The sequence below is a fragment of the Corynebacterium sp. HMSC061H03 genome (genome assembly GCF_001838215.1).
GTDB lineage: Bacteria > Actinomycetota > Actinomycetes > Mycobacteriales > Mycobacteriaceae > Corynebacterium > Corynebacterium jeikeium_D.
This window is the reverse complement of sequence record NZ_KV836090.1, coordinates 30048-52006: the sequence shown is the minus strand read 5'-3', so window position 1 is coordinate 52006 and position 21959 is coordinate 30048. Positions and strand designations below refer to the sequence as shown.

Genomic DNA, 21959 nt, shown 5'->3' with positions numbered 1-21959 from the left:
TAACCTAATTACCTTCCAACAATTGCACTTAATGGAAGAACACCTCTCTATTAAGGCGTCTATGCGGGGAAGTATTTGCATAAATGCTCAAACAATCATTTTCGAGCAAAGGGTTACGCCTCCTTTAAAACCGAGGCGCGTCAGGCACAGAACGCTACTGATGATGGTGTCAATATGACCTGGGCGGAGCAGGCCATGCAGTTCTGGTAGGTCCACAAAGATAGCGAAGACCTGTCCAAATAAAAGTACCCCTACATGCACCCATATTAAATGCGTAACCCATATGCGTATTATTGATATATGTCGTCGCACGCCACACCAGAACCCCAATCCCCCACAACCAAACCGCCTACTAAGCCCGGCAAGAAGCGCCGCATGTCCTGGCATCGCAAGGCCGGCATGCCAGTGCGCTGGTGGTTCGCCTCCATCATCGTGGCAGCACTCATTCACCCTTTCGTCACCGATGGCCGTTGGCTGCTAGTACACCTCTTTACCCTCGGAGCAGTCACCAACTCCATCCTCATCTGGGGCCGCCACTTCACCGAGAAGTTACTGAAAATCGACGTACCCGATGGCAGTCGGAAGATTCAGTTGGCAAATATTTACCTGCTCAACGTAGGTATTGGCGCAACGGTCGTCGGCAAGCTAGGTGATTGGTGGCCAGTGACCACCGTCGGCGCGACGGTCGTCGGTGTCGCCGTCGCATGGCATGCTTTTTCCCTCGGACGCGACCTGATGGCGAAGCGCGATCGGCCATTCGCCATCTCCGTTGCGCACTACGTCGCGTCGGCATGTCTACTGCCCATCGGCGCTGCACTCGGCGCCATCCTCGCATCTCCGAAGGGCGAAGCGCTTCACGACGACCTCCTACTGGCACACGAAGCCGTCAACCTCATTGGTTTCCTCGGGCTCGCGGCCTGCGGCACGCTCATCACCATGTTCCCAGCGCTGTGGCGAACCCAGATGTCGCCGCATTCTCGCCCGAAGCTGGCACTAGCAGTACAACTCATAGGTATCGTGATTACCGCAATTGGTGCACTGACCAGCTCCAACTGGTTGGCCTCCGTCGGCCTTGGCATCATCACCATCGGCTGGGTCATAGCCGCCATTCCGTGGGCGCACAACGTCATGACTGTCGCTACAGATCCGCGCGACCGCCTCAGCTACCCGGCGCTGTCTGTTGCGGCTGCGGTCGTCTGGCTGATCGGCGCACTCACAGTCGCCACAGTCAAGGCTCTTGACGACGGCTTCGTAATCTCATCCCTTACGCTGCCGCTGGTAATCGGTTTCGGCGCACAGTTGCTTATCGGTATGATGAGCCAACTCTTGCCTGCCACCATCGGCGGAGGTGCTGGCCCAGTCTCTGCCGGTATGAAGGAACTTGACCGCGCGGGCGCATTCCGCTGGTCGACCATCAACGTTGGTCTGGCACTGTGGCTAATGCCGCTGCCTTCCTGGACCAAAGTGGCGGTCTCCGCAATGGTCTCCCTTGCCTTGGTGTCTTATCTGCCCCTTGTCGGCCGTGCCGCGAAGGCTCAGATTGGTGCGCTGAAAGAAAGTCAGAAGGCACGAGCCAATAAGGAAGCACCGCCGAAGCCTGTCGAACTGCACGCAACTGCACGTCGACTCAGTGCACAAACTACCGCCGCTCTAGCTGTATTGGGCCTGGTAGTGACCGTTGGCATTGCTCTAAGCGGTAGTGGCGGAGCGGGCAGCATTGAAACCACCGGTGATATCGCACCCACCGGCGAGACCGTCGAGGTCACGGTTACCGCCGACGATATGGCGTACGCCCCAAACATCATCGAAGCCAACCCCGGTGACCGCCTGGTCATCACCATGGTCAACGCTGATTCCCAGGTCCACGATCTGCGCCTAGCCACCGGCGAAGACACCGGACGTGTCGCCCCTGGCAACTCCGCCACCATTGAAGTGCCGGTTGTTCCCGGTGACATTGACGGTTGGTGCACTATTGCCGGGCACCGTCAGATGGGTATGACCCTCACAGTCAATACAGGTAGCACTGATCATTCAGACCACAGCGGACATGGCAATCACGCTGACCACGCCACTCCCGGCGCGCTCGGCAAAGTAGGCGAGCTGCCCGGCCCCGACTCTCCCACCATCAACCCGCTATTAGAGCCTGCCGAGGACGCAACGGTTCACCACGTCACACTGCGGGCCAGTGAGTTCACCGGCTACGCTGCCCCTGGCGTCGAGCAGCAGCACTGGGTCTACAACGGCAAACCGTTGGGTCCGACTCTGCGCGGCAAGGTGGGCGACGAGTTCGTCGTCACGCTCATTAATGACGGCACCATGAGTCACTCCATCGACTTTCACGCGGGCATTGTCTCGCCGGATGAGCCAATGCGCGACATTGCCCCTGGTGAACAGCTTGAGTACCGCTTCCACGCTGACCGGGCAGGTATCTGGATGTACCACTGCGCAACCATGCCCATGTCCATGCACATCGCTGCCGGCATGCACGGTGCTGTAATTATCGACCCACCGAATCTCACCGATGTCGACCACGAAGTTCTTCTGGTGCAGTCCGAAAGCTACTGGGGCGAAGCCGGCCCCGATGCCGACAAGGTCATGGCCGAGGATCCGGACATCTACAAATACAACGGTTATCCCGACCAGTATCTCACCCACCCAATTCGTATTCGCGCAGGTGAGACGGTACGTTTCTGGGTACTTGCCGCAGGCCCAAACAAGGGCACGAGCTTCCACATCGTCGGCACACAGTTCCATCGCGTGTACAAAGAGGGCGCGCTTTTGCTTGACGACGGCGTGGGTGGCGCCCAAGCCCTTGACCTCGGTGCCGCACAGGGCGGTTATGTTGAGGCCGAATTCCCGGAGCCGGGTACCTACCGCTTCGTTGACCACCAAATGGTGCATGCCGAAATGGGAGCACGCGGCGACATAGTGGTGAACTAAACCAGGGTTTACAACTTAATCGGAGCGTCGGTCGGCTCCACCGCGCGAGGCAGATTGGACTCGCCCATCAGGTACTGGTCCACAGCCTCGGCGCAGGCGCGGCCTTCGGCGATAGCCCACACAATCAAACTGGCACCGCGGCCATTGTCGCCAGCCACGAACACCGGACCGTCGAAGTTCTGCTCGATGTCGCTGCGCACGGCGAGGTAGTCGTCGTCACGCATCATCACACCGCGGTCGTCGAACTGAATACCCAGCTCATGCGGCAGGCCCCCGCGCTCCGGACCAGAGAAGCCCAGCGCGATGAGAACTAGGTCGGCATCGAGTTCGAAATCCGTGTCCTCCATAGGCACACGCTTGCCATCAATGACCTCGACCTCGTTGGCGGACAGGCCGGTCACGTGACCGTCCTCGCCGTGGAAGGAGACGGTGTTGACGTTGAAGACGCGCTTGCCCAGGGTCTCACCAGTGACGCGAGCGTTGAGGCCGAGCGCCTCGGTGACCTCTGGCGGTTCGGAACCGGTGATGGTGTACTCACCTTCTTCATGGGCAGTCGCCACGCGCCAGACCAGCGGGTACATCGGCCACGGAGTCGACGCCGCACGCGACTTCGGAGCACGCGGGCGAATATCGAACTGTGTGACGGACGCAGCACCTTGGCGCAGCGCGGTACCGAAGCAGTCAATACCGGTATCGCCGCCACCGATGACGACAACATTCTTGCCCTTGGCGTCAATCGGCGGGATGTCGAGCTCGCCTGCGGCAACGCGGTTGGCGCCCGGCAGGTACTCCATCGCCTGGTGAATGCCCTCAAGATCACGGCCATCGACGGGCAGGTCGCGGGCCAACGACGCGCCGGTAGCTAGGACCACTGCATCGAAATCGGCCAGGTCAGCGGCTGTCGGTGAGATGTTGGTGCGGAACTCAGTGCCCTCGATTTCCATCTGCTCGAGACGACGGTCGAGGAAACGCTGCTCCATCTTGTAGTCCGGTACACCGTAGCGCATCAGACCACCGATCTTGTCGTCACGCTCAAAGACCGTGACATCGTGCCCGGCGCGAGTGAGCTGCTGGGCCGCGGCAAGGCCCGCCGGCCCGGAGCCGATGACAGCGATGTTCTGGCCGGTGTCGAAAGTCGGCACAATCGGCTGCACCCAACCCTCATCGAAACCACGCTCGACGATAGCCAACTCGACATTCTTGATGGCCACAGCATCGTCGTTGATGCCGAGTACACAACCGCCCTCGCACGGAGCCGGACACAGGCGACCGGTCCACTCGGGAAAGTTATTGGTGGCGTGCAAGCGCTCGAAAGCCTCGTGCCAGCGGTTCTGACGAACCAAGTCATTCCACTCCGGAATGATGTTGCCCAGCGGGCAGGCCGAGTGACAAAACGGCACGCCACAGTCCATACAGCGGGTCGCCTGCTGTTGCACCTGCCCGTTGCTAGCCTCCTCATAGACCTCTTTCCAGTCCATCAGACGCAGCGGAACCGGGCGATGAGCAGGCTCTTCGCGCTGGAATTTCATGAAACCCTTCGGATCAGCCATTGCTTACTGCCTCCATGATTGCCTCGTTGATGTCAGCGTCGTTTTCCTTCGCCTTCGCAACTACGTCGAGAATTCGGGCGTAATCACGCGGCATGATCTTGATGAACTGTGCGGATGGGAACCGAGTCTTGGAACCTGTGAGCTTGCGGTGCTTCGACAGCGTGGCCTCCAGCCAGCTGATGTCCTCATCGTCGAGCGGCATGATGTCAACCAGTTCGGTGTTGATATTCGCCCGCGTTGCCTCGTTATCCAGCAGGTAGGCGATACCGCCACTCATACCGGCGCCGAAGTTGTGACCTACCGGACCCGCCACTACGACGCGGCCACCGGTCATGTACTCACAACCATGGTTACCGATGCCCTCGACCACGGCCGTGGCACCGGAGTTACGTACGCAGAAACGCTCACCGACGGTGCCGCGGATGAAGATCTCACCGCTGGTGGCGCCGAAACCAATGACGTTGCCGGCAATGGTGTCGGTAGTCAGATCCGCGGTCGGCGGTGCCGAACGTGAAGGTCGAACCACAATCTTGCCGCCGCACAGACCCTTACCGACGAAGTCGTTGGCATCACCCTCCAGCTTGATGGTCACACCGGCTGGCACGAAAGCGCCCAGTGAGTTACCGGCGGAACCGAGCAGATTGACGACGATAGAGTCGTCGGCAAGCCCCTGCTTACCTGCGACTTTGGTGACTTCGTACCCCAGGCGCGTGCCCACGGAACGATTCACATTGCTGATGGCGTGGTGCAGCGCCACTGGTGTCGGCGCCAACCCATTCGCGCGCGCCGTGCGCAGGGCGGGCTGCGCTTCGTCGATGAGGCGCTCGTCCAACGCACCCTCGAGGCCATGGTCCTGCGTTTTCGTGCAGTAGGAATCCTGGTCCGCGAAGAAGGGACTCTCCGCAACGTGCAGGATTCGCTCCAGGTCAAGCTTTGCGACGCGCGGAAGGTTGTCGAGGTCCTTGCGCGGACGCAGGCACTCGGCATGCCCGACCGCTTCATCGATGGTGCGAAAACCCAGTTCAGCGAGGTATTCACGGACCTGCTGGGCAATGAAAGTGAAGAAGTTAACCACGTGCTCGGCACGACCGGTGAACTTGCTCCGCAACGTCGGATTCTGGGTGGCGATACCGACCGGGCAGGTGTCCAGGTGGCAGACGCGCATCATGACGCAGCCCTCAACCACCAGCGGAGCGGTGGCAAAACCGAACTCCTCAGCGCCCAGCAGCATCGCGACCATGACATCGCGGCCGGTCTTGAGCTGGCCATCGCACTGCACTCGGATGCGGTCGCGCAGTCCGTTGAGCATCAAGGTTTGCTGCGTTTCTGCGAGCCCCAGCTCCCACGGGCCACCGGCGTGCTTGAGGCTGGTCAGTGGCGAGGCGCCAGTGCCGCCATCGTGGCCGGAGATCAGCACGACGTCGGCATGCGCCTTCGAGACGCCTGCGGCAACAGTACCCACGCCCTGCTCAGAGACAAGCTTGACGTGAATTCGAGCGCGCGGATTGGCATTCTTGAGGTCGTAAATGAGCTGCGCCAAATCCTCGATCGAGTAGATGTCGTGGTGCGGTGGCGGCGAGATCAGGCCCACGCCCGGGGTGGTGATGCGGACTTCCGCAATCCACGGGTAGACCTTATTCGGTGGCAGCTGGCCACCTTCGCCGGGCTTTGCACCTTGGGCCATCTTGATCTGGATGTCGGTGCAGTTGGACAGGTAGTGGCTGGTTACACCGAAGCGGCCTGATGCGACCTGCTTGATGGCAGAGCGCTTCCAGTCGCCGTTGGCCTCCATTTCGAAACGGTCTGGATCTTCGCCGCCCTCGCCGGAGTTGGACATGCCACCCAGGCGATTCATGGCGATAGCCAGCGTCTCATGTGCCTCCGCAGAGATGGAGCCGTAGCTCATCGCGCCTGTGGAGAAACGCTTGACGATGCTGGAGACCGGTTCGACTTCATCAATATCGATTGGCTCGCGATCCGAGGTGAACTCAAGCATGCCGCGCAGAGTTGCCAGCTGCTTGGTCTGCTCGTCGACCTTGTTGGTGTAGTCGCGGAAGACCGCGTACTGGCCAGTGCGGGTGGCATGCTGCAGCGTGTAGATAGTCTCTGGGTTGAATAGGTGGTACTCGCCTTCGCGACGCCACTTGTACTCGCCGCCGAGATCCAGCTCGCGGTGTGCCTGCTCTTCCGGACGCGGCAGGAATGCGCTGCGGTGGCGCGCTGCAACATCCTCTGCGACCTCATCGAGACCAATACCTTCCAGCGGAGAAACAGCGCCGGTGAAGTACTCGTCCAGGAACTCCTGCGACAGACCGACGGTGTCGGCCAACTGAGCGCCACGGTAGGACTGCAGTGAGGCGATACCCATCTTGGACATGACCTTCAGCACGCCCTTGGAGGCTGCCTTGCAGTAGTTCGAGCAGGCCTGATCCAGCGTAAGATCACCGAGCTGGTCCTTCATGCGCAGCTCATCGATAGTTTCGAAAGCCATGTACGGGTTAATGGCATCGGCGCCAAAGCCCAGCAGCATGGCCATGTGGTGCACCTCGCGGGCGTCGCCAGCCTCAATGATGAGGCTGGCGCGCGTGCGAGTGCGCTCCTCCACCAGGTGGTGGTGGACCGCGGAGGTCAACAGCAGCGACGGGATCGGCGCAAAGCGCTCGTTGGATTCACGGTCAGACAGCACAATCAGTCGGGCACCGCGGTCAATGGCCTCGGAGACCTCACGGCGGACACGACGGATGGCGTTGCGCAAGCCGCGGCCACCGCGAGCGACCGGGTACAGGCCGGAGATGACCTCGGCGCGGAACTCGGAGTAGTCCTCGTTCTTGCCCGCCTGACACAGGGTGACAAAGTCGTGGTTGTCCAGGATTGGATGCTCAAGCCGGATACGACGGGCGGCATCGGCAGTGGGCTCCAAGATGTTGGTCTCTGCCCCCAGCAACGTATTCATGCTGGTGATGGACTTTTCGCGCAGCGAGTCCAGCGGCGGGTTGGTCACCTGTGCAAACCGCTGCGAGAAGAAGTCGAACAGCATGCGAGGTCGGTTGGACAGCGCCGCAATCGGCGTGTCCGAGCCCATCGAACCCAGGCCCTCCGCGCCGGTGAGTGCCATCGGGCGGATGATTAGGTCAACGTCTTCTTCGGTGATGCCGAAGACGCGCTGTCGTAACACCGCGCGGGCATGCGGCATGTACTGGTAGCGCTCTCGTGGCAAATCGGCGATGTCGACCAGGCCTTCTTTGATCCATTCCTCGTAGGGCCCAGTGGCGGCCAGCGTGGACTTAATCTCCTTGTCCTCAATAATGCGACCGGCCTTCATGTCCACCAGGAACATACGCCCCGGCTGTACGCGCGTGCGCTGCACAATCTGCTCCGGCGGGATATCCAAGACACCAGCTTCGGAGGCCATCACCACCAGGCCCTCGTCAGTCACCCAAATGCGTCCCGGCCGCAGGCCATTGCGATCCAAGGTGGCACCGATGACCTGGCCGTCGGTAAAGCAGATAGCGGCGGGGCCGTCCCACGGCTCCATCAGGCAGGCGTGGTACTCGTAGAACGCGCGAACCTGCGGGCTGAGGTTGTCATCGTGCTCCCAGGCCTGCGGAACCATCATCATGACCGCATGCGGGAGACTGCGACCACCGAGATGCAGGAGCTCCAGGGCCTCGTCGAAACGCGCAGTGTCAGAACCGTTGGGGTCGCACACCGGCAGCGCGCGGTCGATATTGCCCAGCTTGCCAGAGCGAATCAGCGACTCGCGGGCGCGCATCCAGTTTTCGTTGCCGCGCACGGTGTTGATCTCACCATTGTGAGCGACGTAGCGGTACGGGTGCGCCAGCGGCCAGGACGGGAAAGTGTTCGTGGAAAAGCGCGAGTGCACGATGGCCAGCGCGGAAGTGACTTCCTTCTGCTGCAGGTCAAGGTAGAAATCCTTCAGCTGCGGGGTAGTGAGCATACCCTTGTAGACAATTGTGCGGCTGGACAGCGACGGGAAGTACACGGTGTCGCCGCCAGAGCCCTCGCCGGCGCCCCGTTCGCCCAGCTCACGCTCGCAGCGCTTACGCAGGAAGAACATCTTGCGGTCGAGATCAATATCGCTGAGCTGGCGCCCCTCGTAGTTCTTCGCGGTAACGAAGAGCTGACGGAGCACTGGCATAGCCTGACGGGCCATCTGGCCGAGCCCTTCAGCGTCGATCGGCACATCGCGCCATGCCAGAATCTCGATGCCCTCTTCAGCGCAGATGTCTTCAATAGCCCGAATGGCATCGAGAGTGGCCATCCGCGCCTGCGGCAGGAAGGCGATACCAGTGGCGTAGGTTCCCGCCGGCGGCAAAATAACACCTTCCTTGCTCAGCTCAGCGCGGTAGTAGGCATCCGGAACCTGAATGAGAATGCCGGCACCGTCGCCGGTGGTCTTCTCCGCACCGGCAGCACCGCGGTGGTCGAGGTTGACCAGTGCCTGAATGCCCTTTTCCACAATGTCATGGGTCTGGCGACCGTAAATGTCGGCAACAAAGGCCACGCCACACGCATCATGTTCGTTCGACGGGTGGTAGAGACCTTCCCTCTGAGGACCACGAGGCAATGCGGTCGCTGTTTCGGTCAGAGTCATGGCTGTCTTGGTTGTCATAGTTGTTTTCCCCTTGTAGGTGCAATGTGCCAATTGGGGGACACGGGTTATCTATATTTCCAACTGTTTTAACAATGTACTTTCATCTAGACGTATTGCAATACGTATTTAGGGAACTAGCTATATTTACCCACCCCCGAAGGAGCTAGACCGCCCTTCTTATTCGACTAAAACCGGGCTTTTACTACCCGCTTTAACCCCAAAACCCCCTAATCGAGCTACCACCCCCGCTAACTACGCACGGTTGTTCGATTTTTTAGCAGACCTCCCCCGTATCCGATCCGTTCCCACCGCTATGGTTAGCTCCATGCTCGCCAACTGTCGTTTCCGCTCGCCACTACAGGGCCTCGCCACCATTATCGGCGCAGTGGCAATCCTCAGCGGCTGCACAGCCCCCACAACCCCCACACCAGAGAGTCAGTCATACAGCCCGGCCCCGGCACCCGCATTTACACCCGAGCCAGCGGAACCCGCGCCCGAGATTCCCGAAGCGCCCCACACCCCAGACTCCCCCGGCACCCCAGCGCCCGGCACATCGCCTATCGACGGTGCCCGTAGCGCCCTCAACCAGCTGGAGATAAAAGGGCGCGCACCGAAAACCGGCTATGTGCGCGACGAATTCGGGCAACGTTGGAGCGATGACATCTCTGCCGAGTTTGGCCACAACGGATGTGACACGCGGAACGACATTTTGAATCGTGACCTTATTAATAAGGGGTACAAACCAAATACCCGCGATTGCGTCGTACTTTCGGGGCAACTACTGGATCCCTACACTGGCACGATGATTGAGTTTCAGCGCGGCCGCGACACCTCTTCCGCCGTGCAAATCGACCATGTCGTAGCCTTGAGCGACGCCTGGCAAAAGGGGGCACAGCAACTTCCACCTGAGGCTCGGCAGGACTTTGCCAATGACCCCCTCAACCTCTTGGCCGTCGATGGTCCAGCCAATCAACAAAAGCGGGATAGCGATGCCGCATCCTGGGTACCCGCCAACAAGCCCTTTCGCTGTCAGTATGTCGCTCGCCAGGTGGCGGTAAAACAGAAATACAACCTATGGGTCACACAGGCGGAGTACGATGCCATCGACCGCTGGCTCTCCACCTGCACACCAGAGGATGAGCCCGCGCTTGCCGCTCTAACCCTGAATTAGGGCAACCGTTTCCGACACACACCGACACCACACTTCTAGGCTCAAGCCGGCGAATATGTCACCTATTTAGCTACGCGCTCGCAACCCCCGCCCCTCCTAGTCGCGAACGTTTCTGTTTTTCTGAAGAATCCTAGCCCCTAATTTCTGGGGGCGACCGCCATTCACTCACGGCCCACTCCCCTCAAACAAACCAACCGAAAACCCCTGGGTTCATAGAGTTATATAGGTCAATATCGGAATTGATATCGTTACCACAGTGTTATCATTTCGTTACGTTTGCCACTTTCCATCGGTTTATAACCGTTTGATAACACCGTATCCTCGAGTCCGTTCGCGAAAAGGTATCCGTCGTAAAGCACTGTGCACACTACTTGCACATCTTTCACATTTCTTCGTCGAAACTACTTTTTGACGCGGCACAGGTTTGTTAAAGTCTGGTTGTTACAAAATCGCACTATCGTGGTTGATGGTGTCAATGTGACTGGAGAGTCGCTTGGCGCTATTAGTCGCTTGTCCATCACCTTGGAGGATTCTCACCCATGGCAGCTGAAATGAAGGCTCCGGAAGTACCACTTGGGCTCCAAATCAAGGCTTTTGCCCAGTCGATTCCACCACTCCTGCGTACCGGCGCCCTGTACATGACTCCGAAGACGGCGCCGAAGATCCTCGATTACCTGCGTCGCTTGAAGTTCTCCGTCGCCAGCCTTATTTCCATGAGTGCGCTGCGCTACCCGGATCGCCTCGCCCTTGTCGACGATGACGGTGAACTCACCTATTCTCAGCTGCTCGACAACTCTCACGCCCTGGCTCGCGCCTTGATAGACCGTGGCATGACCCAGAAGTCCAGCTTCGGCGTTATCGCACGTAACGGCCGCGGCATCATCCTGCCGATGGCCATCAAGGGATTTATCGGCTCCGAAATTATGCTGATGAATATCGGCTCCGGCCCGACTCAGATCCGCGGCGTCGTTGACCAGAATAAGGCCAAGTTCCTGTTCGTCGATGACGAGTTCCTGGGCAATCTGCCGGAAGACCTCGACGATGTCACCGTCGTTATTACCTCCGTGACCAAGCCGGAGACCCGCAAGAACGCAGGCAAGAACTTCCTGTTCATGGAAGACCTCATTGAAGAAGGTCGTACATCGAACGCCAAGTTAGATCCGAAGCCGGAGCAGGGACGCATCATCATCATGTCTTCCGGCACCACCGGCATCCCGAAGGGTGTCCTGCGCAATGAGCCGAAGACACCGGCAACTGTGGGTGCAATCGCCGAGCGTATTCCGTGGCGTCGCAACATGGTCATTCACCAGTCCGCATCCATGTTCCACGCCTGGGGCTGGGCAAATGTGCTGATTGGCATGGCTACCGGCTCCACCATTGTCACCATGCGTGTCTTCGACCCGAAGAAGGCTGTTGACCAGTGCGAACAGTACGGCTGTAACGGCATGATTTCCGCGGCCTTCTTCCTGCGCCAGATCAAGGATGTTTTGGATGAAGAGCCAAACCGCAAGATTGGCCCGTTCCGCTTCATTGTCTCCTCTGGTAACGCCATCCCGGGCTGGCTCGTCTCCGCGCTGACTCACCGCTTCGGTCCGGTTATCTGTAACTTCTACGGCTCCACCGAAGCCGGCCTGTGCTCCATCGCATCCGGCGCGGACCTCGCAGCTCGCCCGGACTCCGCAGGTCGCCCGGCAATTGGCGCCAAGGTTCGCATCCTGGGTGACGACGGCAAGGAAGTCGAGCCGGGTGAGGTTGGCATGATCCACACCGCTCAGGAGCTCTCCTTCATCGGTTACCTGAACAAGAAGGACAAGTTCACCACCGTCGATGGCCTGTTCCAGATCGGTGACCTCGGCCGTATCGACCAGGACGGCTACCTGTACATCTGTGGTCGCTCCGACGACATGGTGATCAAGGGCGGCGAGAACGTCTTCCCGCGCGAGGTCGAAGAAATTCTCGGCCCGGTGCCGGGTATCGCCGACGTCTTCTGCCACGGCAGCAACGAAAACGACGAGATTTTCGCTGACCTGTTCCTCTACATTGTCCGCGAGGACAATGAGGCCGGCAAGAACCTCACCGAGGAAATGCTGCGCGAGTACGTCCGCGAAACTCTGGCCGAGCACTCCACTCCGGACCGCGTCTTCTTCGTGGACTCCCTGCCGCGCAACGCCATCGGCAAGGTTGTCCCGCGCGAGGTCAAGGCAATGCACGAGCGCCTGAACCTGGACGCTCAGTAAGAAGCGTTTACCTGAAAGTGTGCCCACCGGCTATCCGCCGCGTGGGCACACTTTTTGCTTATCTTCGCTACCTTTTGCGCGGCTATCCGCGCGGGCGCACCTGGATTTCATCCACGTTGGCATCCGCTCCGGTATCAACGGCCAGACGTACTGCGGCTGCGATCGATTCCGGTCGCATGAGCTTCGTGCCGTCGTAACGCCAATCAGCATCATCGCGGTGCCAATTCGACTGCAGCTGAACCTGCATATCGGTATCGACGCGCCCGGGGTGCACGGAGCTGACTCGTACCGCGCCACGCTCTTCCTCGCGCAGCGCATCGGTGAAGGCCCGCAGCGCGAACTTCGACGCCGCATACGGTGAAGTACCAGCTGAGGCGCGGAATCCCGAGCCCGAGTTGATGGTCACCAGCGTGCCCTGCGCCTTGCGCAGCGCCGGCAGCAGCTGGCGGGTCAGGTCGGCGACGGCGACGACATTAATGTCCATAATCCGCGACCAGTCCGCACGCGAAACCTCCGCCACGTCCCCATCGACGTACACGCCCGCCGAGTGCACGAGCACATCCAGCCCGCGCCCACCGAGCGCCTCCAACAGCTTTTCCACTTCCGCGTTTACGGCGTCGACATCACCCAGGTCAGCAACGAATACGCTTGCCGACGGCAACTGCGACGCCACCTTCTCAGCAGACTCAGTACTGGTAGCGCCCACAATGACATGGTGATCACGGGAGAGATCCTTGGCGACCGCCAGGCCAATACCACGGCTTGCGCCCGTGACCAGGGCAATCTTGGTGTCAGCGGCAATATCGATGCTCATGTACGGCTCCTCTATGTACTCGGTTTACTTCTTCGGCTTGGCGCCGCCCACCTGGTCGATTGGGGTCACCTGCAGGAAGTCGATGTTAACGTGATTCGGGCGGGTGGCCGCGAACACAATGATGTCGGCAATATCATCGGCGGTCAGCGACTCAACGCCGTCGTAGACCGCTGCGGCCTTGGTCTCATCGCCGTCGAAACGCACGAGTGAGAAGTCGGTATGGACGCGCCCCGGGTCGATTTCGGTGACGCGCACGCCATCGGCAGCAACTTCTTGACGCAGGACTTCCACCAGGGCGCGCTCAGCGTGCTTGGCAGCGTTGTAGCCGGCACCGCCGGTGTAGACCTGACGGCCGGCAATCGAGCCGACGGTGAGCACAATGCCGCTGGTCGACTTCAATGCGGGCAGCAGTGCACGGGTGACGCGCAGGGTGCCCAGCACGTTGACGTCGTACATCCAGCGCCACTTTTCCTCGACAGCGCCTTCAACCGATTCCATGCCCCAGGCGCCACCGGCGTTGTTAACCAGCACGTCGACGCGCGGCTCGGCCTTAGCTAACGCCGCAACATCGGCGTCAGAGGTGACATCGACCTTGTAGACAGTCGCTTCACCACCGGCAGCGCGGATCTCCTCCGCGACAGCCTCGAGCTTGTCCTCGCGGCGGGCTCCCAGCACAACGCGGAAACCTACAGCTGCGAACTGCTTGGCAGTGGCGGCACCAATGCCGGAGGAAGCACCGGTAACTACAGCTACTTTCTTGCCATTAGTTGAAGTTTCAGAGGTCATGAAGGCTCAACTCCTTGCTGCATGGGGTCTACTGATAACCACGACTGTAGTCATAGGGCACCTTCCTGCGCCGAAGACTGCGTATGCTTCACACTTGATGTTCCACGTGAAACCTATTGAAAACTGTCCAGGAATTTTTCCGATTCACCTCATACACCGGCGCTAAAACCGCGATACTGGTTGCATGTCTGACCAGCCTCACTTCCCACATCTTCTCTCCCCTCTCGATGTCGGTCCTCTAACGCTGCGCAATCGCATCATCATGGGCTCAATGCACTCCGGTCTGGAGGATCGCACCCGTGATATCCCGAAACTGGCTGCCTACCTGGGTCGGCGCGCCGAAGGTGGCGTGGGGCTCATCGTCACCGGCGGTTATGCTCCCAACATCGAAGGCTGGCTGACTCCAGCCGGTTCAATGATGGCGTCGAAACGCATGGCGGATAACCACCGCCGCGTTACTGACCTCGTGCACTCCCACGGCAGCCACATCGTGCTGCAGGTGCTGCACGCCGGTCGTTACAGCTACAGCCCGCTGGCGCGCTCCGCCAATACCGGTCAGTCGCCGATTAGCCCGTTTAAGGCTCACCGCCTCACCGGCTTTGATGTCTCGCGCACTATCGGCGCCTATGTCCGCGCTGCGAAGCTCGCGAAACGTGCTGGTTACGACGGCATCGAGGTTATGGGCTCCGAGGGTTACCTGCTCAACCAGTTCCTGGCCGAGCACACCAACCACCGCTCGGACAACTGGGGTGGCAGCGCCGAGGCTCGCATGCGCCTGCCCATCGAAATTGTCCGTCGCATTCGCGCCGAAGTAGGCGAGGACTTCCTGCTTCAGTACCGCATTTCTCTACTTGACCTGGTGGAAGACGGCCAGACCTGGTCCGAGACCACTGAACTCGCGCAGCGTCTGGTCGAGGCTGGCGTCGATGTCTTCAACACCGGCATCGGCTGGCACGAAGCACGCGTCCCCACCATCGTTACGTCCGTGCCGCGCGCCGCATTCACGGATCTGACGGGTCGTCTCCGTTCGCTTGTCGACGTCCCGGTGGCAGCCTCCAACCGAATCAATCGCCCCGAGGTTGCGGAGAAGATTCTCGCTGATGGCAATGCGGATCTGATTTCTATGGCCCGTCCGCTGCTGGCTGACCCGGACTTCGCTATCAAGGCTGGCGATGGTCGAGCTGACCAGATCAACACCTGTATCGCCTGTAACCAGGCCTGCCTGGACCACACCTTCGCTAATAAGCGCTCCACCTGTTTGGTCAACCCGAAGGCGGCTTACGAAACCGAGCTGGTTTCTGTGCCGGTATCGAAGGACAAGGCCAAGCGTGTCGCCGTCATCGGCGCTGGTGTGGCTGGTCTCGCTTTCGCGGAAGCCGCAGCTCAGCGCGGTCACCACCCGGAGATTTTCGAGGCCGCCGACCAGATTGGCGGCCAGTTCAACCTCGCTGCAAAGATTCCGGGCAAGGAAGACTACGGCGAGACGCTGAAGTATTTCTCCCGTCGCCTGGAGGTACTCGAAGTTCCGGTTCACCTGAACACGCGTGCCGACGTCGACGAGCTGAAGACCAAGTTTGACCACGTGATTGTGGCCACGGGTGTCACCCCGCGTATCCCGGGCATTGACGGTATCGAACACGAGAAGGTAATTCGTTACGACGAGCTGCTCTCAGGTGCGAAGCAGGCCGGTAACAAGGTAGCTGTCATCGGTGCTGGTGGTATCGGTGTCGACGTGTGTGAGTACCTCACTCGCAAACCGAACCAGACCATCGAGGCATGGAAGGACGCCTGGGGCGTCGGTGACCCTGCGGAATTCCGCGCGGGTCTGACCAAGCCGGGCACGGTCTCTGGCGCGGCTGAGCAGTTCGAGGTCGAGCGCGAGGTGCACCTGCTGCAGCGCAAGACCTCCCGCATCGGTAAGGGTCTGGGCAAGACCACTGGTTGGGTTCACCGTGCGGAAATCAAGAAGGCCGGTGTCAAGCAGTACACCGGCGTCACCTACAACCGTATCGATGACGAGGGCCTGCACATCACCATCGATGAAAAGCCACGGGTCATCGCCGTTGACAACGTAATTGTCTGCACCGGTCAGGTATCTAATCTGGACTGCCTGGGTGACAAGGACCGCGAAAGCGTCACCGGCGATAACTCCAATGTCACCATCATCGGCGGTGCAGACGTGGCCGCTGAGCTGGATGCAAAGCGTGCCATCCGCCAGGCCGTTGAGGTAGCGCTCGCCCTGTAGGGCGACTACGCCTCGTAGCGGTCGGTGTAGGCGCGCTGCTCGAACTCGAAACGGCCCGGGTGGGCCGGGAACTCACCCGGGGCACCAATGGCCAGCAACAGCGCCACCGCCACATCGGTGTCGCCGGCACCGATAGCTTCCTTGACCTTCTGCTCGCTAAAGCCCGTCATCGGGGAGCTAGCCCAACCAAAGGCACTGGCAGTGACCATAGCGAAAGAAGCGGCAATCATGGCGTCGCGAATTGCGAACTCGCGGGAGAGCCCCTTTGCCTCGCGGGCCTCATGGAAGGAGGTCATCGAGGCCTCCCGCTCAGCAACGGCGACTTCGTCCCACAGGCCAGTGGCCTTGTTGGCCTCAACCAGGCGCGGAATACCGCGCTTCCAGCCGGTCGGCTCACCAATGAAGGCGAGCAGCAGCGGCGCATTGGCAACCTGCTTCTGACCACCGGCAGCTTCCACTACCTTCTGACGCACCTCCGGGTCCTCGATGCGCACGATCGCGCGGGACTGAATGTTAAAGGCGCTGGGAGCTTCCAGAGATAGCTCGAGGAGGCGGCGCACGTCAGCGTCGTCAAGCGGTTCGTCAGCGTAAACGCGCGTGGCACGGCGGTTGCGGATGATGTTCTCAAATTCGGTGGCGAACTGGTCGCGCGGAGAATGTGAATTCATGTATTAAAGAATAACTGGTTGCCAACCTTCGAGTTCGAGCAGCCAGCGCTTCATTTCGCGGCCTCCGGCATAGGATCCGAAAGACCCCGCTCCCCCACTGGCGGGAACCACGCGGTGACAGGGAATCAGAATACCCAGCGGATTGGTGGCACAGGCCGACCCGGCAGCCCTGGCGGCACGGGGTGAGCCGGCCATCTCGGCAAGCTCGCCATAGGTCACAACCTGACCATACGGCACATCGCGCAGTGCGGTCAGAGCACGAGCGCGGAAAGAATCCTGCGTGAATACGTCGCAGTCCAGCGGCAGCGCAAACTCACGGCGCTGCCCGGCAAAATACTCGCGGAACTGCTGCGCCGCCAGTTCCGCCACCGCCTGCGCTTCGGGGTCGGCGGCGCTGGGGTCGTCGTCAAGCACGGGACCTAAGAGATTGACTTCGACGACCCCGCGAGCGGAGGTGGCGATTCCAAGCGCACCGAAGGGCGTTTCCACCTTGGCAATCGCCATGAAACCTCCTACTTAGTCCTTGTTGGTCTGGAACCAGTCCAGCAGCTCGTCCCACTCCTTCTCGTGACCGGAGCGGAAGTAACCACCGTAGCCCACGCCCTTGCCACCAGCCGGCTGAGCCTGGCGCTTTTCAATCTTTTCAGCAGAGCTCATCACATTGGTGATCAGGTCTGCCGAGGACTCCTCAGTCCAGTAATCATCCGGAACGCGGATGGACAGGAACGGCTGCGGAGCCTTGGAGAAGCGGTTGGCGAAGTCGAACTCGGAGTCGTCGAAGAAGTAGCCTTCCTTGCGAGCCCAGCGAGCCCACTGACGCATGACACCGTTCGGCGGCTCAACAGCCAGACGCCACGCCGACGCCGGAATGTGGCCAGTGATGAAACCGCTAATCGGACCGAGAATGTTGAAGATGAAGAATGCGCGGGCTTTGCCCGCCACGGACGGCACCTTGGAAATACGCATACCGCGGCAGTTGACCAACGCCGCTGCGTCATAGGTGCCCTCGGAGCCGGCGTAGACGATGCCGTGACCACCAACCGCGTGGCCGACAGCGAAGTGCGGCACATCCGGGTAGGTCTCCTTGGCCCACTCAATCACACCCGGAATATCCTTGGTGATCCAGTCCGACATGCGGATGTCTTCATTGTTCTGGTCAGTCTTCAGAGCGGACTGGCCAATTCCGCGGTAGTCATAGGTGATAACGCCGTAGCCTTTTTCCGCCACGGTCTCAGCGAAACGGTGGTAGAAACCCTGCGGCACACCGGTACCGGAGTGAACGGTGATGATGCCGTTAGAAATATTCTCTGGGTTCTCCTTCGGGCGGAACATGGTTCCACGCAGCAGAACGCGGTCATTAGCCGGAATAATGATGTCCTGCCGAGGGCACGGCTCCGGCAACTTCGGGCTCTTCGCGGAAAAACGGCTATTTCCAGTGGAAGTGGTTGAGGCTTCGGAGGTCATTTGATGCAGTTCCTTCGAGTGGACTTAAACAGTGCATGATTTTGTATGCACAATCTTAAAGTGTAAGGCGCATCACTTTCAGCACTTTCGTGGAATTTGCCTCACGCGCGTTACAACTGCACATCCCCATAGGCGCGTTCGTCCTCAATTGGCTCCAGATGAGAGGAAATATGCACACCTGGGAAGCGCTCCCGCAGCTCATCCTCCATCGCGGTAAGCACATCGTGACCGCGCTCCACGCTCCACGCGCCCGGCACCAGCACATGGAACTCAATGAACTGCTGATGCCCCGAGACGCGCGTGCGGATTTCGTGGACGTCGATACCTCGACTCCGATCGCGGTGCGAGGCCAAAATCTCATCCACCGCCATGCGGTCGTCGCCCTCCATGGCCTTATCCATCAGGCCGTTACCAGAATCGCGCAGCAGCTTGTATCCGGTGACCAGGATGTTTACGGCCACAGCCAGCGCGATAATCGGGTCAAGCCACCACAAGCCAGTAACCCACACCAGAGCCACACCCCCTAAAACGCCGGCGGAGGTCCACACATCGGTCATAAGATGCTTGCCGTCGGCGGTCAGCGCCAGGGAGTTGTGCTGGCGCCCGGCCTTAAGCAGAATCAGCGCCACCACACCATTGATCACGGAAGCAACCACAGTCACGATGAGGCCCAGGCCGATCTGCTCAATCGGCTGCGGGTTCACCAGTCGCTCAACGGAAACATAAATAATGGCCGTCGCCGCCACGAAAATCATGGCGCCTTCCAGCCCGGCCGAGAAGTACTCTGCCTTGGAATGGCCGAACTCATGGTCGCGGTCCGCAGGCCGCGCGATAACCTTGAGCACAATAATTGCGACAACTGCCGCAACCAGATTGACAATCGACTCCGTCGCGTCGGAAAGCAGGCCCACCGATCCGGTCAGAGTGTAGCCCCAAAACTTCAGCGCGATGGTGACGACCGCCGCCCCCACTGAAAGCCAACCAAAACGAGATAAGTCCTGCATAAGCAGGCACTTTACCCGCCTTCCCGGAGTCACTACCAGTTCTATGAGCACCGATTTCCAGTTCAATTTGCAGAACATTTCTGCAGGTCTGCCGTTCGCGTCGCAGCTTGCCTCGCTTGCCGACGCCGTGCGCGACCACGACGTAGTAGTCCAGGCCCCACCGGGTACCGGCAAGACCACATTGGTTCCACCGGCGGTGGCCAACACCCTGGGCGGCCGCATTGTGGTCACGGCTCCCCGGCGCGTAGCGGTGCGCTCAGCGGCGCGGCGGTTGGCGCAGTTGTCGGACACGAAGCTCGGTGAGGAAGTTGGCTACTCGGTGCGTGGCGACGCAAAAGTTTCCCGCGCCACCCGCGTAGAGTTTGTCACTCCCGGTGTGCTGCTGCGCCGCCTGCTGCGCGATGGCGATGTGGATGCCAGCGCGGTGCTCATCGATGAGGTACACGAGCGCGGCTTGGACACCGACCTGGTGTTGGCGATGGTGCGCGATTTGCGGGATATCCGCGATGACCTGCGCCTTGTCGCTATGTCGGCAACGGTGGACGCGCCGAAATTCGCGGCCTTGCTCGGCGGCTCCACCCCGGCTCCCATTGTGGCGGCGGAGGCGGAGATCTTCCCGCTGGACATCCGCTATGCTCCCTTCCCGCAACGGCTGGATGCTCGCGGTGTGACCGACGAGTTTCTGCAGCACGTGGCAGAGCAGGCCACCACACTCGCGGAAGAAGCCGCCGGTGACGTGCTGATTTTCCTCCCCGGCATCCGCGAGGTGGAACGCTGCGCGGGCTATATCGCGGACTCCTCGGACGCAACGGTGCTGACACTGCACGGCCAGCAGAGCTCAGAGGAGCAGGACCGCGTGTTCCGTCGACAAGCGGGCGGTAGGCGCGTGATTGTGTCCACCGCAATTGCAGAATCATCCGTAACCGTTCCGGGCGTGCGCGCCGTCGTCGACGCCTGCCTCGCGCGCGGACCACGACTCGACATCGCGCGTGGCTTCTCCGGCCTGGTCACCAGTTCGTGCGCGCAGTCCTCGGCGAACCAGCGCGCCGGCCGTGCGGGACGTGAGGGCCCGGGCATTGTGGTGCGTTGCGTCTCCCAGTCGGAGTTCGCATCCTTCCCCGCCTGGCCCGCACCAGAAATTGAGGTCGCTGACCTGACACAGGCGCTCCTCGATGCCGCCGCGTGGGGCACACCGGGGATGCAGGGACTGAAGCTTCTCGACGCCCCACCACCCCACCACACGGAGGTCGCAAACCGTATTCTCGCTGGTCTGGGTGCTGTTGATGAGGGCGGTGACATCACGGAGCTCGGCCGCACCCTGGCTACCCTGCCGGTGCATCCGCGCATGGGACGCGCGCTGCTGACCGCCACGGCCATGATGCCGCAGCACACCGACGCAGTCGCGCGCGCGGTGGAGAAACTCACCGATGCCCGCGGCTTGGCCAAGCTGGTGCGCCGCATTGAGCTGGAAACTGAAGCCCCCGCCAACCTGCTGCCCTCGGACATCCCCGCGCTGGTTACGGCCCTGGCCTGGCCGGATTTCATCGGGCGGCGCCGCAGCGCGAACTCCGACGAGTACCTCTTCACTGGCGGCACCGCAGCGGAACTCGCTCGCGGTTCTGACCTGCACGGCCACGAGTGGATCGCGGCCGCCGACATTTCACGGCTGTCTCACGGTCGTGCGCTGATCCACGGTGGCGAGGCAATTGACCTCGAAATTGCCATGCTCGCCGCCGGCCACCTCGCCCGCACAGAGACCACGGCGCGCGTCGAACAGGGCCGCGTTCGCGCCCGTGAGCGCGACCTGCTCGGCGCCATCGAGCTGTCCTCCCGCCAGGTCTCCCCGACGCCCGAGCAGTGCATTGCCGCCAACTCCACCTGGCTTGCCGACACGCTTGCCGACGCCAGCCCCAACCTCGACCGCGACACCGAACAGCTCCGCCGCCGCATGGCCTTTCTCCACACTCATCGCGGTGCCCCATGGCCGGATGTCTCCCCCGCAGGGCTTGCGGCCCAGGCCGAGCTCCTCTTCGCTGGCGAGCTGGACCGCCCGACCCCTCCGACTTTGGATGCCGAGCACCTCCGCCGCCTGCTGCCCTGGCCGGAGGCCACGGACTTCGACCGGCTGGTGCCCGAACGCCTGGAGGTCCCATCCGGTTCTAAGATTCGCCTGGAGTACCCGGAGGACCCCACCGACGAAGAGGCGCAGATTGTCCTGGCTGTGAAGTTGCAGGAGTGCTTTGGCCTGGCGGAGACCCCGCAGGTATTGGAAAAGCCGGTGACAATGCACTTACTGTCACCGGCTCAGCGACCACTCGCGGTCACTGGAGACTTGGAAAGTTTCTGGAATGGCGCCTACGCACAGGTTCGCTCCGAGATGCGGGGCCGTTACCCCAAGCATCCGTGGCCGGAGAACCCATGGGAGGAGCAGGCTACTGCGAGAACGAAGCGCCGTCGTTAAGCAG

Annotated in this window: 13 protein-coding genes; 5 read left to right on the top strand and 8 right to left on the bottom strand. The window is 60.8% G+C overall.

Translation table 11 applies throughout. The features are described from left to right. Positions 1–300 precede the first annotated feature (300 nt). Positions 301–2940, top strand: coding sequence for a multicopper oxidase domain-containing protein (locus tag HMPREF2787_RS10700; protein WP_083326706.1), 2640 nt, complete (start codon positions 301–303; stop codon positions 2938–2940). Positions 2941–2948: 8 nt separating this feature from the next. Here the strand turns inward: HMPREF2787_RS10700 and HMPREF2787_RS10695 are convergent, their stop codons facing one another. Both HMPREF2787_RS10695 and gltB read right to left on the bottom strand, forming a co-directional pair. After that, positions 2949–4490, bottom strand: a complete 1542-nt coding sequence (locus HMPREF2787_RS10695; RefSeq protein WP_070859237.1) for a glutamate synthase subunit beta — start codon at positions 4488–4490, stop codon at positions 2949–2951. Then, a complete protein-coding gene (gene gltB, locus HMPREF2787_RS10690) occupies positions 4483–9105 on the bottom strand; it encodes a glutamate synthase large subunit (protein ID WP_070859254.1) in 4623 nt (1540 codons plus the stop codon). The genes HMPREF2787_RS10695 and gltB overlap by 8 nt, the downstream gene beginning before the upstream one ends. Before the next feature lie 325 nt (positions 9106–9430). Between gltB and HMPREF2787_RS10685 the strand changes: the two genes are divergently transcribed. Then, complete coding sequence (locus HMPREF2787_RS10685) at positions 9431–10276, top strand: HNH endonuclease family protein (RefSeq protein ID WP_070859253.1); 846 nt, start codon at positions 9431–9433, stop codon at positions 10274–10276. Positions 10277–10815: 539 nt separating this feature from the next. Next, entirely contained in the window at positions 10816–12513 is a 1698-nt protein-coding gene (locus HMPREF2787_RS10680; RefSeq protein ID WP_070859236.1) for an AMP-binding protein, read from the top strand. Positions 12514–12595: 82 nt separating this feature from the next. Here the strand turns inward: HMPREF2787_RS10680 and HMPREF2787_RS10675 are convergent, their stop codons facing one another. Together HMPREF2787_RS10675 and HMPREF2787_RS10670 are read right to left on the bottom strand one after the other, a co-directional pair. Further along, positions 12596–13327 carry an SDR family oxidoreductase gene (locus HMPREF2787_RS10675; RefSeq protein ID WP_070859235.1) on the bottom strand — a complete coding sequence of 244 codons (732 nt, stop codon included), beginning with the start codon at positions 13325–13327 and terminating at the stop codon, positions 12596–12598. Positions 13328–13351: 24 nt separating this feature from the next. Next, positions 13352–14113 carry an SDR family oxidoreductase gene (locus HMPREF2787_RS10670; RefSeq protein WP_070859234.1) on the bottom strand — a complete coding sequence of 254 codons (762 nt, stop codon included), beginning with the start codon at positions 14111–14113 and terminating at the stop codon, positions 13352–13354. Positions 14114–14297: 184 nt separating this feature from the next. Here HMPREF2787_RS10670 and HMPREF2787_RS10665 point away from each other — a divergent pair, with 184 nt between their 5' ends. Further along, positions 14298–16358: an oxidoreductase gene (locus tag HMPREF2787_RS10665; RefSeq protein ID WP_070859233.1), complete on the top strand. Its 2061-nt coding sequence runs from the start codon at positions 14298–14300 to the stop codon at positions 16356–16358. Between the two features lie 5 nt (positions 16359–16363). On the opposite strand, the gene HMPREF2787_RS10660 is transcribed toward HMPREF2787_RS10665, so the two are convergent. The 4 genes from HMPREF2787_RS10660 to HMPREF2787_RS10645 all read right to left on the bottom strand — a co-directional run bounded on the left by HMPREF2787_RS10660 (position 16364) and on the right by HMPREF2787_RS10645 (position 19494). Next, entirely contained in the window at positions 16364–17026 is a 663-nt protein-coding gene (locus HMPREF2787_RS10660) for a nitroreductase family protein (RefSeq protein ID WP_070859232.1), read from the bottom strand. Positions 17027–17029: 3 nt separating this feature from the next. Then, on the bottom strand, positions 17030–17530 hold the full coding sequence (locus HMPREF2787_RS10655) for a methylated-DNA--[protein]-cysteine S-methyltransferase (protein WP_070859231.1): 501 nt from the start codon (positions 17528–17530) through the stop codon (positions 17030–17032). Between the two features lie 12 nt (positions 17531–17542). Continuing rightward, positions 17543–18490: an alpha/beta hydrolase family protein gene (locus HMPREF2787_RS10650; RefSeq protein ID WP_070859230.1), complete on the bottom strand. Its 948-nt coding sequence runs from the start codon at positions 18488–18490 to the stop codon at positions 17543–17545. A 110-nt stretch (positions 18491–18600) separates the two neighbouring features. After that, positions 18601–19494 carry a cation diffusion facilitator family transporter gene (locus HMPREF2787_RS10645; protein WP_070859229.1) on the bottom strand — a complete coding sequence of 298 codons (894 nt, stop codon included), beginning with the start codon at positions 19492–19494 and terminating at the stop codon, positions 18601–18603. A gap of 43 nt (positions 19495–19537) precedes the next feature. On the opposite strand from HMPREF2787_RS10645, the gene HMPREF2787_RS10640 reads away from it, so the two are divergent. After that, positions 19538–21955: an ATP-dependent RNA helicase gene (locus HMPREF2787_RS10640; protein ID WP_070859228.1), complete on the top strand. Its 2418-nt coding sequence runs from the start codon at positions 19538–19540 to the stop codon at positions 21953–21955. The last annotated feature ends 4 nt before the right edge of the window (positions 21956–21959 follow it).